This window comes from Burkholderia sp. BCC0097 (assembly GCF_902832985.1).
GTDB classification, from domain to species: Bacteria; Pseudomonadota; Gammaproteobacteria; order Burkholderiales; family Burkholderiaceae; genus Burkholderia; species Burkholderia orbicola.
In genome coordinates, this window is sequence record NZ_CADFDM010000014.1 from 1 (window position 1) to 14,868 (window position 14,868).

A 14,868-nucleotide genomic window follows, 5' to 3' on the forward strand; every position below is an offset into this window, starting at 1 on the left:
GCTGCATTCGGCATAGCTGACCGTCTCCGTCAATCTAAACGCGACTATCATGCGCCAGCAAAATCAGCATCGGGAAACGGTCGGGCCGAGTCGCTTACGATCAAGCTGGGCGCGACGCGCCAGATCCGCGACGTCGGCAAATGGCCGCGCCGCGCGTGCGAGCTCGATCCGGCTCGCGACGTCCTCGCGCATGCCGCGCAGCAGCGAGAAGCCGAGGCGCACGGGCGCCGACGTTGTCGGCCCTTCGATCGCCGAATCCCATGTGCTGACGTTGACGTCGACGGGCAGCACTTCAACGCCGCGGCGCCGCGCGTCCTGCAGCAGCTGCGACGGCGTGTAAAAGCCCATCGGCTGGCTATTGAGCAGCGCAGCCAGGAACACGGCCGGTTCGTGTCGACGCAGCCATGCACTCGAGTAGACGAGCAGCGCGAAGCTGGCCGCGTGGCTTTCCGGGAAGCCGTATTCGCCAAAGCCTTTGATCTGGGCGAAGATCGACTCGGCGAACTCGCGATCGTAGCCGCGCTCGAGCATGCCGCTCACCAGACGCTCGTGGTACGGCTCCAGTCCACCCTTGCGCTTCCATGCCGCCATCGCGCGGCGCAGTTGGTCGGCCTCGCCGGCGGAGAAGCCGGCCGCGAGCATCGCGACCTGCATGACCTGCTCCTGGAAGATCGGCACGCCGAGTGTGCGCGCCAGTGCCTTCTCCATGCCTTCAGATGGAAACGTGACGGGCTCCAGCCCTTGGCGCCGGCGCAGAAACGGATGCACCATCCCGCCTTGCACGGGGCCCGGCCGTACGATCGCGACTTCGATCACCAGGTCGTAGAAACACTGCGGCCGCAGTCGCGGCAGCATCGACATCTGCGCGCGCGATTCGACCTGGAACACGCCCATGCTGTCGCCGTCGCACAGCATGTCGTAGGTCGCCTTGTCTTCGGCCGGAATGTCCTGCAACTCGAACGTCTCGCCGCGCTTCTCCGAGATCATGTCGAGCGCGCGGCGCACCATCGATAGCATGCCGAGCGCCAGGACGTCGATTTTGAGAATGCCGAGCGCCTCGATGTCGTCCTTGTCCCACTGGATGATCGAGCGATCCACCATCTTCGCGTTCTGGACTGGCACAAGGCGCGTGAGCTTGCCGCGGCTGATCACGAAGCCGCCCGAGTGCTGCGACAGGTGTCGTGGATAGCCGAGCAGCTGCGCGGCAAATGCGGCCCACTGCTGATTCAGCGGCGCGTCGGGGTCGAGGCCAGCCTCGGCAAACCGCTGCAGCAGATCCGCGCGCGAATCGAACCAGTGGTGCTGCTTCGCAACGCGTTCGACGATCGCCGGATCCACGCCGAGCGCCTTGCCGGCCTCCCGCAAAGCGCTGCGCGGCCGGTACGTCGTGACGGCGGCCGTCAGCGCTGCGCGATCGCGGCCGTACTTGCGGTAGATGTACTGCATGACCTCTTCGCGACGCTGATGTTCGAAATCGACGAATCGGCGAGGGGGACAAGGGAACGAACAGCGGCGTATCGCGTGCAGGCCCGCGGCGCTTCACGAACGTGACGTCGACGCCGTCGCGCTTGGGTGCCAGCGCGAGTCGCAATGGCGCCGGCGACGCGTCGCGCGCGGCGGCCGCCGGCCGGAAGAGGTAGAACAGCGCCTGGCCGCTCTGCGCGGCCAGATTGAGCCGCCGCAATGCGTCCGCGCGCACGTGCGACTGCCAGAGCAGCACGGCGGCGCACGTGCCAGCACGCAGCGCCTGTTCGGCGGCCCACAGCGCGTCGGCCGAGCGCGGTGCCGGCAGCATCACGAAGCCGGACGGATCGATACCCCAATACGCGAGCGCCAGCGGTTGCAGCGCATGCGGCGGCTGGATCAGCATGACCGGCTTGCCGGCCGCGCGCGCGAGCACCGGCGCCAGCAGCCGGAGTTCGCCGATTCCAGGCTGCGGCGCGAGCAGTTCGATCAGCGCGCCGGGCGGCCATCCGCCGCCGGGCAGTTCGGCCGTCAACTCCGGATGGCCCGTGTCGACGCCGCGCACGCTCGAGCGCGCCAGTTGGCTGGCTCGCCATAAACTCGGATGGATTGCTTCTGGATGGGCGAGAGCGGGGTGCATGGGGTCGGTTCGCAAAATACTGTATGTTTGTACAGTATATGACAGAGATAACCGTCCCTCCAACCCCCGGGTTTACGCAGCGAGCTGGTGCTCGTAGTACGGCCGCTCGCGGTCGGCGAGGATGTCGCGCAACTGCGCGCGCCGGCTTGGATCCGGTGCGAGCCAGGCGTCGACGTTCGAGGATTTCAGCGGAATCACACACCTGTCGTGCCCTGCGGCCGCGACTTCGGGCGGCGGATCGTCGGTGATCGCCGCAAACGACCAGAGGTCGTCGGCACCGGGAATCTCGGTGCACGTCCATAAGCACGCGAGCTGCATCTGCTGCGGTGGTGTCGGATCGAAACGCAGGATGACGTCCTTCCCGTCTCGGTCGACGTGCTCGAAGAACGTGTCGGCGAGCACGATACCGTGCGTGAAGCCAAACACCTTGCGCCAGGCGGTGCCGAGCGAGTCGAAACGCGCGTTGTAGCTTCCCTGCTTCTGTTTTTCTTCCGCCTCGGTCCAGCCCGGAATACGGCAGCGGTACCGCATCGGCACGATCAGGCGCTTGCCGTCGAGTTCGATCAGCACGGGCGCATACCAGCCGGGGAAGATCCGCGAATCACGCTCCTGCAGGTCCTGCCGGCGAAGATCGTCGAGCCCGCGCGTTGCCGCATCGATCTTGTTCGTGGCGATTCGGACGTCCTCGCTGGCCTTCTTCGTGATCTTCGCGGCGAGCTTTTTCTCGGCCGCGGCCAGCCGCGCGCGTTGCTCGAACAGAGCGGTCTCCAGCTCGCGTGTTCGCTGGTTTCGATACGCGGCGATCGCGGTAGTGATCTCATCATCGACACCTGCGAACGCGGCGTCGACAGCTTTCGGGATCTTGATGTCAGCCCCGGATGCGCGCGCGAAGAAGATGCGCCGGAACGTCTCGATGTCCATGTCGGCGCCGTAACGTCGAACGTACTCTCGATAGTTCGCCTGGATCTTGGCCGAGTAGCACATCGTCGCCTCCCATAACCATTGCTCTTCCGACAGAGTATCGCGCTCAGGCACGGGCTGAACAGAATTGTGAGGATTCCACTCGGGTTGGGGGCGGCCCCGTTCTTGTAGACATGGGGGTGTGGAGCGGCAGGGAAAATTTTGGTGGGGGCGATCCATTTGACCGTTAGTTGCGTATTAAGATACCCCCCCTCTCTGAAAGCTAAGCTGCCGAGGATAGTCGATGGTGCTTGCGGGCAGTCGGGCGCGCACGCGCGCGCGCTGATTTCGGGGTGCGGCTTTGACGCGCCCCGAAATCTTTTGTCGCGCCGTTAGCGGTGCGGCGGCCAGCGGCCGCCGTAGCGCTTACGGCCTGCCGGTGGAAAGCGCATGCAGCCCGTGGGGGTTTCCTGCCAAGCGGGCGAAGCCCGCGTGACACCGCGGCATTGCCGCGGGTCGATATGGGGTATAGGTAGAGATAGGTTCTGACTAAGCCCCGACACTTAACGGCGAGCCGTCCCGACAGTTAAATGCACTTATCCACAGTTGCGAACGGCTAGGCGGCGACACGGCGTCAGAATCCAGGCCGAAAACCAGCGAATGAGACACCAAATACCGGCAGAAGACGGCACGACGGCGGATCCGCGCAAGCGCCATCCTCGCGGTAGCGATAGATAGGAGGAAACCGTTTGTACGCTAGGCGGGTGGGGCGAGCTGGTTATGCGCGACCCGGAAACACCGGTCGCGGTCCCAGTCCGGGTAGATATCTTTGAGTTCGCCGGCGCGGATCATGATCGCGCGCTCGAGATCGGCACGACGATCGTCGTCGGAGCGCGTGCTCCGAGCGACGGCCTTGGCCTGAGCAGCGGCCAGTTTGTCGGTGAGCAGCGTGCGCAGCTGGCCGGCACTGGCATGGGCCTTCCGCTCGGACTTGCGCGCGGCATTACGCCGGCGCTGCGCACGTAGGTGGGCGCGAGTGCGCTCATGGCGCAGCCACTTGCCCAGGCCGAATTGTTCGAATAGTGCAGGCGTCACGTAGCGAATGGCGGCAAGCCCACGATAGCGCGGCCCTTCGTCGCCGACCGCCACCTCGCACTGCGGCCGGCTTTTCACCAGCCGTGCGGTGACCAGGTCGCGCAGCGCGCGCTCGGCACGGCGCACCGAGAGACCCGCCTGCTCGGCCAGGTAGGGCAGGGTGAAATCCACCCAGCCGCTCTGCGCCGGCACTGCAATACGCAACGTCGAGACATCACAAAATTTGACGAGCGCTCGCACCAGTTGCACGCACGCTATACGGCGCTCGCTGCGCTGCTGGCGGCGGCTTCCATTGGCAGCGTTCAGGGCCGGCAACCAGGCCTGCGGCGTTTCGAGATATCGGCCGAGGCGCAACTTCAACTCGCGCAGCAGCCGGGGGCTGTTCGCCGGCGCCGGACACGGAATATCCGCCGGCCAAACGCGCTCGGGCAGCGACGCGCGTCGACGGGGGGCGTGCGTAGGCGCGGCCATCCAGTCGTCGCTGGCGGCCGGACAGGTCGGATTCATCGGGGCGTGCGCCAGATTCGGCGACGTACCGGGAATCAGCCGAGTCATGAGCTGGTTCAGTCCGTACCCGATACCCTCGAATTTTGGATATCCGGATCGCCGCCAGCCGCTACCACGGGGCGGAGCGGCAGCGCCGTTGCATCTGTTTTCAATGCCTCACCGACAATACGGCCAATGTTGTTCTGGATCATCATCTGATGTGCTGATTCGTTAAGTTGCTGTCACATAGATGACGCTTGACAGGGCACGCTTCTGTTCTAGAATCCGAACTTTCTGGTTTGACGCCTGCGACGCCGAAGGTCCCTGTCGTACGTCATCTTGGTCGCGCCCCGAGTGCAATCGGGGCGTTTTTTTTGACTGGCCTATCCAGTCCTCCGTATTCGTTAGCGCTACACAACATTCCAAAAGAATCGCTTTCAGTCCAGCGGAACTAGGCGATTCCATGACCAGTTGCACTCACAACCAATTCGCCGGTCGATCCTCATCGGTATAGGGCGGTTGATCATCGAACCTCGGGGGCGGCTCATCGACGACCGGTGGTTCGGCGAACAGCGGAGTCGGATCCGGTTCCGTTTCGGGCGCCTTAACCACCGTGCGCGTTCTGTTTTCGAGCTCGCGCGCAATCGCGGAGCCCGGTACCGCTAGGGCATTCGTGGCCGCTGCCGATGCGAGCGGCCGCGGTTGCCGTTGGGCCTTCCGCGCCGCGTCGAAGGCGGTCAGGGGAAGCGGGGGCATCACTTCGGTCCCCGGCCGCCAGATCCATGAATCCAGTTCCGACTCCGCGATAAGCGTGTCTAGCTCGGACTGGTAGCCGGACGACACGTCGGCCGGCACAACATAGAGCGCCGTACCGCGCTCGGCGTCAGTCAATAACGCCGTGGCGATTGGATGCTTAGCGGTCTGGTTGTAGCGCAGGCACTTCTGGTAACGACGGGTGGCCAAGGCCTTCAGAAGCGCGTTATCGGCGAGCGATTCGAACGGGATCCACGATTCGTTGGCCAGCATCATCGACACCTCCTGGACGGTGGCGATACCGGCCGCTGACAGGCTCGCGGTGGCGATGACCATGAGGTGGGTGCCTTCCGTTGCCGCCCAGATCTCGAGCTCGGACGCGAAGACCTTCTCGATCCGCTTCTTGGTCTTCTCGTCGACCATCAGGCCATAGTCGGGTAGATGCTTGATGACCAGCTTGAAGCCAAAGCGAGCGGTCGCGATTTCCTTGAGCTCACCGATCACCAGCACGAAGTGCGGCTTCCCGGATTCGGAAACAGAAATCCGGGCGAGATGCTCGGTGCGTCGCTGGGCGATGCGGTCCTTCTGGTCGCCGACGAACATCTCAGGGACGTACAGCATGTCCTCGAGGCTCATCTTCTTCGCATTCTTGCCCGCGACGGCCAACAGCAGATATTTGCGGACCACAGACCAGTTCCGCTTGCCGGCCATGGCCGGCGACCAGCGATTCAGGCCGGCCTGTTCCCAGAGGTAGTGCAGCAAACCCCGCAAGGTCAGCTTCTTGCCATCCGTCTTGATGCTGTCAGGCTCATCGCCAGAGGGCTCCGGCATCTCCCGCGAGGCACCTTTCGCCAACGCGAAACCGAACTTGAGGGTGACCTCTCCGGATTCCGGATCCTCGACGATGGCCGACCCCTCTACATCGCCGTAACCGCTCAGGCCGGGCGGGGTTTCGTACGAGTCGCAGCCGAGCTTGTGCTTCGCGCCGGTACCGGGCATACGCTTGACCTGATACCGCCCCTCGAAACGTGCGATGTACATCGGAATCGGTGGGGTCGAGCACAGGCAGAGCGGACGTGTCTTTGCCTCGTGCGCAGCTGGCAGTTTCGCGAGGAAACTATTGCTTCCCGCCTCGTATTCCAACCCGTCTAATTCAAAGTTCTGCATGCCAGATCTCCTGGTTTAAACGGCGGCTGAGCGCTTGGCCGAGCCCCTCAAGGGCGCTTTGGCAGAGCGGGGATCGGCCTCTCGGACATCTAGGCCGCGCGCGCGGGCCTCAATCAGCAACTGGACGAGTTCCACGGCCTCGTCGGCCGTCATGTCGCCAGCGATCGCGGCCGACACGATGCTGTGTGCTGTCACGGGTTTGCCACTTCGAAACACCTGATCGGGCATGGGAAGCTCCGGTATGTGGATGGGGTAGCTCAATCGCTGTCAGGCGGGACGTCGCCGAATACGGTGCCGAGCGCAATCGCACCGAGCAGTTCACGGGCGTAGGTGACCGACGGTATGGCGTCTCCGAAATAGGCATCGACGCCATACGGATTCGTACACCACAGACCTTCGCCGCTGACGAAGTCGAAACAGTGCCCGTCGACGTCGACCGATTTGCCCGCGGCCAGCGCCTGCACGAAGGCGTCGGGCGTTGGGAGATCCAGCGCCGGCCAATCGCCGGCTTCGATTGCCGCCTTCGTGTTGGCACGTCGCTCGTCGGCCGCCTTCTCTCGCGCCAGCTCGTTCTCGGCTTCAGCCAAGGCCTCCGCCAGTTCAGCCTCGGCGTTGGCCTGGTCGACCTGCGCCCAGTCGACGGCACTTTCGAATGCGTCTCGCAACACGGGCACGTCGGCGAGCAACGGCGAACAACTGAGATCGTCGGCACCGACCAGGACAAGATCTCGGCCGAGATCGCTCGCCCCATAGCGTGCCCGTTTCAGGAGTGCGTTCCGCGCTTCGGATCCCTCATCGGTCGTGCAGATCGCCATCGCGTAGTCGACGCGAGCCTGCAGCGCGCGCTCGAAAGCAATCGGCACCTCAGGATTGCGCAGACCGATGCCTGTCACCACGTCCGGTCCAGCAGGAAGTTTCGAATTCATGGTGATCTCCTTGGTTACCAGACGAATCCCGCACCTACACCGGCGGCCACGGTGCCGCGCGTATCGGTCGAGCCGTTCGCCTTCAGAATCCAGTGGCCGGCATACGTTGAAATGCCGAGCGCCATGGCGGACTGCCCGCCGTACGTCCCGCCCCCGATGGCCACCATGCTCTTTCCCGGCGCCGGCGCCTGGGGCAGACTGGCGATCGCGACAGCCGCGGCGATGCCGCCATTGGCGTCACGTCGGTCGTGTTCGATGCGGTTGCTCAGGTTCGTCACCGTGTCGTTCAGCTGCTGGACGTTGACGGCATCGGTCGGGGCCGTTCCGGCCGAGACATTGGTCAGTGTTCGCGTCGTACCGGTCGCCGAGTTGCCGATCGACACCGAATCGTCGCGATCGGCCACTGAACCGGCGCCCAGCGCCACGGCATTGGCGCCAGTTGTGCTCGCACCGCTGCCGACCGCGATCGAGCCGCTGCCTTGGGCAACGGCACCCACGCCGAGTGCAACACTGCGATCGCCGGTGGCCACCGCATTGCTGCCGATAGCCGTCGCATCCGTGCCGGTTGCAACTGAACCGGCGCCGGTGCTGTTGAACGCAGCATATTTGAGGCTGCCCTGGCCGGGCTCGGGGAGGCTCTGGCTGAACCTCGACGGAAGGATCGCGCCAAGTCGGGCAGAAAGTACATCGATCGCGCTGGTATTGGCGGCGACGTTCGCATTCGTGGCAAAGAGCTGAGCCCCGTTGACCGCATCCGCGCTGGTTGCTGATAACGCGCCGGGCGCCAGGTTATGGATGGTGACGGCCACCCCGGCTCCGAGCCCTCCAAGCGTCACGCTGAGCTTCGTGAGATCGTCGTAAGACAGTGCGTTACCGGCGATCGTATTGACCGTACCGATAACCTGGTTCAACTGGCCGACATTGACCGCGTCGGTGACGTTCACACCCGCTGCCACACCAGAGACGCGGCGCGCGCCAGCCAGGCCGCTGACGTCGATGTTGGTGCCGCCTGTGCCGGCACCGATCGTAATCGCGCCGGCACTCGAGCCGCCGCGTTGTTGCACGAGTCCGACGGTACCCGTAGCGAGCTGGCCAGCCAGGGCGGAGACGCTCTGGTTCGTCGCATAGAGTTGACGTCCCGAGACCGCGTCGGTGCTGTTCGCCGTCAAGGCCGCATCAGCGACGTTGGTTAGGGCGACGGGCGCGCCTGCCGTGCCGAATGTGACCCGCGTATGCGAGGCGTCGTCGTAGGCGACCGCGCTCGCGCCGAGCGCGCTGGCCTGAGATGCCACGCCCTGCAGCTGCTGGAGGTTGACCGCATCGGTGGCGTCAGTGCCGGCAGCTACGCCCTTGACCTGGCGCGCGCCGGCAGTGCCGGCGATGTCAAACGCCGTACCGCCGGTGCTGGCGCCGACCGTGATCGTGCCCGTGCTGGAACCGCTGGCTTGCTGCACCAGGCCAATCGTACCGGCCGCCAGTCCCGATTGCAGCGCGGCCAGCGTCGCCCCGCCGTTGGCGACGCCGGTGGACAACGACGACACGGCGAGGCCAGTCGACGTCGACAGCATTGCGATCGAGACCGCGTTGGCGCTGATCGCCTGGTTGGCGGTGTAAAGCTGCCGACCAGACACGGCGTCCGTGCTGGTGGCCGTCAGTGCCGCGTCTGCGACGTTGGTGAGCACGACGGGCGATCCGACGCCGGGGGCGCCGAGCGTGACGCGCGAATGCGTCGAGTCATCATAGGAGACTGCGCCGTCGCCGACGGCGCCCACAGCCGCCGTTACGCCCTGCAGTTGCTGCAGGTTGACCGCGTCGGTGGCGTTTGTGCCGGCGGCTACGCCCTTGATCTGGCGCGCGCCCGCAGTTCCGCCGACGTCGAGCGCGATGCCGCCGGTGCCGGCGCCGACCGTAATCGTGCCGGTGCTGGCGCCGCCGGACTGCTGCACCAGCCCGACAGTCCCGACCGCAAGACTGGACGCGAGGGCTGATATGCCGGCGTTGGCCGAGGACAAGCCGGTCGACAGCGACGCCAGGCCATGGGAGACGCCGGTCGAGAGAGAAGAAAGCGCCGTGGTCGTGCTGGTCGACAGGCTCGCGATCGAGACGACGTTGCTGGCGATGCCCGTGGAAAGCGAGGACGCTGCCGCCAGCGTTGACGTGGACAGGGCAGCGATCGCGCCGACGTTTGCGTTCGTCGCCTGCTGGGCAGCATAGAGCTGCCGACCCGTGACAGCGTCGGTGCTGCTCGCGTTCAACGAGGCGTCCGCGAGGTTGGTCAGGGTCACAGGCGACCCTGATGCACCGAGCGTGACGCGGGTATGCGACGCGCCGTCATAGCTAACTGCGCTCGCGCCGATTGCGCCCGTCTGGCCTGCCACGCTCTGCAGCTGCTGCAGGTTGACCGCATCGGTGCCGTCGATGCCCGCGGCAACGCCCTCGACCTGACGCGGTCCAGATGTGCCGGCCACGTCGAGGGCCGTACCGCCGGTGTTGGCCCCGACCATGATCCGGCCACTGCCGGTCCCGCCGGTCTGCTGGACCAACCCGACGGTTCCGGCCACCAGGCTCGACGTGAGAGACGACACACTTTCGTTGGTCGCGGACAAGCCAGTCGACAGGAGCGAGAAAGTGGCAGCCGTGCTGGATGAAAAGCTTCCGAACAAGGCCGCACTATTAACCGCGCCCGTCGAAAGCGACGACGTGACCGCCTGCGTTGAAGTAGACAGTGCGGCGATCGCACCACTGTTGGCATTCGTCGCCTGCTGCGCGGCATAGAGTTGCCGGCCGTTGACCGCGTCCGTGCTGCCGGCGTTCACGGAGCCGTCCGCGAGGTTGGTCAAAGTGACTGGCACACCCACCGCACCAAAGGTGATGCTCGTGTGGGACACATCGTCGTAGACGACCGCGCTCGAGCCGATTGCGCCTGTCTGAGCCGCCACGCTCTGCAGCTGCTGCAGGTCGACCGCATCGGTAGCGTCTGTGCCTGCGGCCACACCCTTGACCTGCCGCGCGCCCGCGTTGCCGGCGACGTTGAGCACCGTACCGCCGGTACTGGCGCCGATTGTGATCGCGCCCGTGCCGGCACCGCCTGCTTGCTGAACCAGACCAACGGTCCCTGCAGCCAAAGCGGACTGCATTGCCGAGAGTGTCGCGCCGTCGCCGGCCAGGCCAGTCGAAAGAGACGAGATCGATCGGCTTGTCGTAGTCGACAACGTCGCAATCGCGCTGGCCGTGCTCGTCGACAGACTTCCGATCGTTTGTGCGGTCGACGTCGAGAGCGACACGAACCCTGCAGCCGTGCCCGTCGACAAGCTCGCGACCGTCGTGCCGACGTCGGACAGCCCAGTTGAGAGCGAACCAAAGCCTGATGCCGTACTGCTCGACAGACTCGTGATGTTGGCCGTGTTGCTGGCGAAGCCCGTCGACAGCGACGTGACAGCCTGTGCGGTCCCGGTCGATAACGAACCGATCGCACTGGCCGCGCCGGTTGACAGGCTGCTGACCGTTTGAGCGGTCGACGTCGACAGTGACGAGAACCCTGCAACCGTGCTCGTCGACAAGCTCGCGACCGTCGTGCCGACGTCGGACAGCCCAGTTGAGAGCGAACCAAAGCCTGATGCCGTACTGCTCGACAGACTCGTGATGCTGGCCGTGTTGCTTGCCAGGCCCGTTGACAGCGACGTGGCTGACTGCGCAATACCGGTCGACAAGCTGGCCAACGCCGTACCGGCGCCGGCCACGCTGGTTGAGAGCGAACCTACGCTTGAGGCTGCACTGCTCGACAGGCTCGTGACGTTGGCCGTGTTGCTCGAGAGCCCTGTCGATAGCGACGACAAAGATTGTGAGGCGGTGGTTGACAGCGTAGCGAGTCCGGAAGAGACGGCGGCAACTCCCGTGGCATTGTTGGCGGTCGCAGTCGACAGCGACGTCACGGACTGACTCGTCGACGTTGAGAGACTCCCAACTGCCTGTCCCATGTGATAGAGCTCGGATCCGTTGACGGCGTCGAGACTTGTTGCACTAACGGCGCCGGCGGCAACATTAGTCAGTTGCCTCGGACTTTGCGGCGCACCGAAACTCACCACCCCGTTGGACGTTGATCCCGCCACCGAGTAGTTCTCACCAGCAATAACGAAGCTACTAAGCGGGTGCGCGGCGCCGGTCGTGGATCCCGATCCGATTGCGACATCCTGCGAATTGTTCGCGACGGCGCCGGTTCCGATCGCGACGGAACCATTGCCCGCGGCAGTGGCGGCGGAACCCATTGCCGTTGCATTCGTACCGGCCGCCGTCGTATTGCCGACCGCTACCGCATTCGTCTGCGCGGTGCTGGACGTCCCGAGCACGATCGAATCGGCTCCGGCCGCCGTCGACGCGTAACCAAAGCTCAACGAGCGCGGCCCGGCAGAGGTAACCGCCGTGCCGATCGCAACGGAATAATCGCCAGAGGCAACGGCACCATTCCCATCTGAAAGCGCACCGTCTCCGGACGTCTGAGCATGCACTGGACCAGCCATCGATGCGATCGCCGCGGCGATCGCGATCGATAAACCGCTTGGTGTAGGGCGTTTCGAAAATTTCATTACAATCCCCGCTTAACAACGAGTGCCCGGTCTACGGGACGTTTACGCCTGCGCTCGCGCAGGACCTGGAGCCCTCTGTTCCTGTCCTCCGCCAAGATTCCGGGAACAGAGGGGGTTTCTTTCGGCAACATCGCCATCGATCTGACGGCGCTGCCTTTGGTGAATCTCAAGCACGGCACCCTCGAAGGCGTCGCGCAGCATCGGGATATCGGCAGTCAGGGGCGGGAATTCCCCATCGTGGATGCCGACGCATGCGCGAGCGGGTGCTATCGCGTGGTGCCGAGCGGCATGGAGGTGGCTGAACCACTTTGGCGAACCGGGGTCTGTCGTACAGACCGCATAGGCGTACTGGGCACGCGAGAAGGGAGAAAGGACGGCCGTCATCGCGACGCCTCCGACTGCGACAGCAGTGCAGCAGCAATCACCGGAAAGGTCCGCTGCATCGGCGGATAGCAGATCTGGTTGATTGCACAGCCTTGATAGGTCACCGTGAGGCCGAACATCTCGCGAGCATTGACCGGCACACGCAACGTCACTTCTCGCTCGAACACCTCAACCGGACGCCCAGCACTCGGATCAGCGACGACCTTGCCGGCGCGGTGCTGAATTGAACCGAGGTGCGCGCGGCCGTCATCACTCGCGACCCGGAAGCGGTCGCCGTAAAGTCGGTAACCGTCAGCGATCGCAAAATGGAGGACGACAGCGCCACGTTCTTCGGTCATGCGAACGCGGAACGCTTGCTCGGGCGACAGAAACTCCTGCGCGTGTGCCTGGCGAGCGAGGACACCGCCAACGATCCACGCAAGCAACGCCAGCGACACGGCCACGACTAAACGGTGCAGAACGCGAGTTCGAGCGGTCATCGCGCACCTCGCTGCTTCCACGCCGATTCAGTGCGGGCGAGAATATATAAGACCGGCAGCGCCAGTAGGCTCCAGAAGTACAACGTTGCGCCGGCAACCATTCCGTCGAAACACAAGTCGAAAGCCGATTCCGCCAACCCGGCCGCCGACGAATCGAAGTTCCCGACGATCACGATCATCAACAGCATGCAAATGAAATAGACACACATGCCGAAACGGTGCAAACCGCGTTGCGCACGACGTAGTGCGCTCCACGTTCCACGTCGAGTGCACGTCGAACGTACAGCCGCCAAGAACAGTAGCGCCGTAACAAACGCGGCGATGAACACGGGCTCCGTGCTATTCCAGAATCCGAGCGCATCAAGGTAAGCAATAGGCGCAATCAGTAACCAGGTAACGAGCGCCAACACGCCAAGCATGATTCGCACATGTCGACGATGAACGGGGGGGTGAAGGGGACGCGTATGCATACGGCTTTCTCCTTTACATGCCGCGTATTTGTCCAATTCCATCGTGGTGTTCAGTTCGCAGACCCACTGACCAGATAGCGCAGGGCGTCCTGACCGCCTGCCGCCGCGGCTCGACGCATGAGTTGCATGCCGATTTCCTGATCCGAATCGGTCGCCGCCGTGGTGTGGCCGAAACCCGCGTGCTTTTGCAGGTGCATGCGAGCAACCAGGTACATCGCTGTCGGTTCGCCAGCGTCTGACTCGGCCTGGAGCAAGCCCGGATAGTCGCGATTGAAATGAACGGCAAGCCATGTACCGGCGGAACGACTTCCGGCTTTCAGGGCGGCCTCCATCGCAGGTCGCATGTCGAAGTGCTCGCGCGAGCGAGCCCAGGACTGCAAGGGCCCGTTTGTGCAAGTGATGGAAAACAGGCAAGCCGCCGCCGCAAGCGCGACCGCCGCGCCCTTCAGCGTGCGTTGGGCAGAGGGATCCGTGTTGGTCAGGATCAACGTGCCTTTTGGCCAGGCGATCGAGGCTGCAGCTCGCCGGCGCTCGATGGAAGATGCGCGATATCGATTCATTGCGGGTGCCTCTACAGAAACGCGAGATCGGGGAAAAAGACCAGCCGGCAAGCCGGCTGGCGTCAAAGGGAAGGCGCAAGGTAAGGAACAGCACCTTCCCGCCACTAAATTGCGATCAGGCAGGCGCTACTGGCCGATGCCTCCCTTGGCCACGTCGGTGGTCTCGGCAAACGTGTATTTCTTGACGACCCCGCTGTCGTCGAACAGCACTGTCAACGTCTTCTTCCGCACGTCAGCGCCATGTGCAAACGCACCGACGATCGGGACGAAGTTGATAGCGTGCGGCGTGGCGTGCGCCAGCTCGTATGTCCAGATCTCGAGACCCGAATCGGTGAATGTGGTCTTGTTCGGTGAACCGAAAGCATCCTGAACGTCCTGCTTCGTGCTCTTGCCCTGCTGGATTTGGGCCTGAACGCTTGATTGCGTCGCGGATTCGAGGTGCTCGTTGCCAGTGGTGGCGCAACCGGCAAGTAACGCAGTGGCCGACAACGCGACGATCAGGAGCGTGTTCTTCGTGAATTTCATGGTCTTCCCCTTGGTGTGATCAACAGTCAAAAATGGCGGTGATTCGTTGCTGGCCTAATACAGGCGGCCGGATCGCGCCGCTTCACATACAGTGCGATACCAGTCGTCCATGTGGCGCCTGACCTGCAGCTCGACGTAGCTGATGTACGGTCGCCACCACGCGTAGAAAAGCGAAGCGACGAGGCCGGCGAACACGTACATCGGCAGCGAAGCGCGCGGCTCGACGACGATCGGGTAGTCGAGGTGGAATCCGTTGGAGATCAGCCGCCACCAGAGCAACAACGCCGGTGCCCATGCCAACCAGCACAGTGCGAGCCACTGCACGACGTAACGCGTCGCCCAATCGGCTTCGATACGCAGCAGTCTCGGACTGGTCCACAGCCGACGGCGAATGTGTCGACGTTCGGCCAGATAGAGCCGCGTAAAATGCGGAACG

The 14,868-nt window shown here is 64.1% G+C and carries 12 protein-coding genes and 2 pseudogenes; all 14 read right to left on the minus strand.

The genetic code is table 11. The features are described from left to right. Positions 1–96: 96 nt before the first annotated feature. Positions 97–1,479: pseudogene (locus HWX07_RS33605) on the minus strand (error-prone DNA polymerase); the annotation flags it as partial. Between the two features lies 1 nt (position 1,480). Further along, a pseudogene (gene imuA, locus HWX07_RS33610) lies at positions 1,481–2,104 on the minus strand (translesion DNA synthesis-associated protein ImuA); the annotation flags it as partial. Between the two features lie 72 nt (positions 2,105–2,176). Then, positions 2,177–3,088, minus strand: coding sequence for an SOS response-associated peptidase family protein (locus tag HWX07_RS33615; protein ID WP_027811105.1), 912 nt, complete (start codon positions 3,086–3,088; stop codon positions 2,177–2,179). A gap of 672 nt (positions 3,089–3,760) precedes the next feature. Then, complete coding sequence (locus HWX07_RS33620) at positions 3,761–4,654, minus strand: hypothetical protein (protein ID WP_027811104.1); 894 nt, start codon at positions 4,652–4,654, stop codon at positions 3,761–3,763. Positions 4,655–4,662: 8 nt separating this feature from the next. Beyond that, positions 4,663–4,800, minus strand: a complete 138-nt coding sequence (locus tag HWX07_RS33625) for a hypothetical protein (protein WP_153260042.1) — start codon at positions 4,798–4,800, stop codon at positions 4,663–4,665. 262 nt (positions 4,801–5,062) lie between these two features. Then, positions 5,063–6,505, minus strand: coding sequence for a DUF1173 domain-containing protein (locus HWX07_RS33630; protein WP_027811103.1), 1,443 nt, complete (start codon positions 6,503–6,505; stop codon positions 5,063–5,065). Between the two features lie 15 nt (positions 6,506–6,520). After that, positions 6,521–6,733 (minus strand): hypothetical protein, encoded by a 213-nt coding sequence (locus tag HWX07_RS33635; protein ID WP_034192229.1) that lies wholly within the window; start codon positions 6,731–6,733, stop codon positions 6,521–6,523. 29 nt (positions 6,734–6,762) lie between these two features. Further along, entirely contained in the window at positions 6,763–7,431 is a 669-nt protein-coding gene (locus tag HWX07_RS33640) for a hypothetical protein (protein ID WP_027811101.1), read from the minus strand. Between the two features lie 14 nt (positions 7,432–7,445). Continuing rightward, a complete protein-coding gene (locus tag HWX07_RS33645; protein WP_027811100.1) occupies positions 7,446–12,014 on the minus strand; it encodes a YadA-like family protein in 4,569 nt (1,522 codons plus the stop codon). Between the two features lie 380 nt (positions 12,015–12,394). Beyond that, complete coding sequence (locus HWX07_RS33650) at positions 12,395–12,877, minus strand: protein-disulfide reductase DsbD N-terminal domain-containing protein (protein ID WP_034175799.1); 483 nt, start codon at positions 12,875–12,877, stop codon at positions 12,395–12,397. After that, positions 12,874–13,347 (minus strand): hypothetical protein, encoded by a 474-nt coding sequence (locus tag HWX07_RS33655; protein WP_125380539.1) that lies wholly within the window; start codon positions 13,345–13,347, stop codon positions 12,874–12,876. The genes HWX07_RS33650 and HWX07_RS33655 overlap by 4 nt, the downstream gene beginning before the upstream one ends. 50 nt (positions 13,348–13,397) lie before the next feature. Beyond that, positions 13,398–13,907, minus strand: a complete 510-nt coding sequence (locus HWX07_RS33660; protein ID WP_027811097.1) for a hypothetical protein — start codon at positions 13,905–13,907, stop codon at positions 13,398–13,400. Between the two features lie 126 nt (positions 13,908–14,033). After that, entirely contained in the window at positions 14,034–14,432 is a 399-nt protein-coding gene (gene bamE, locus HWX07_RS33665) for an outer membrane protein assembly factor BamE (RefSeq protein WP_027811096.1), read from the minus strand. A gap of 54 nt (positions 14,433–14,486) precedes the next feature. Continuing rightward, a complete protein-coding gene (locus HWX07_RS37075) occupies positions 14,487–14,756 on the minus strand; it encodes a hypothetical protein (protein ID WP_224755996.1) in 270 nt (89 codons plus the stop codon). Between the last annotated feature and the right edge of the window lie 112 nt (positions 14,757–14,868).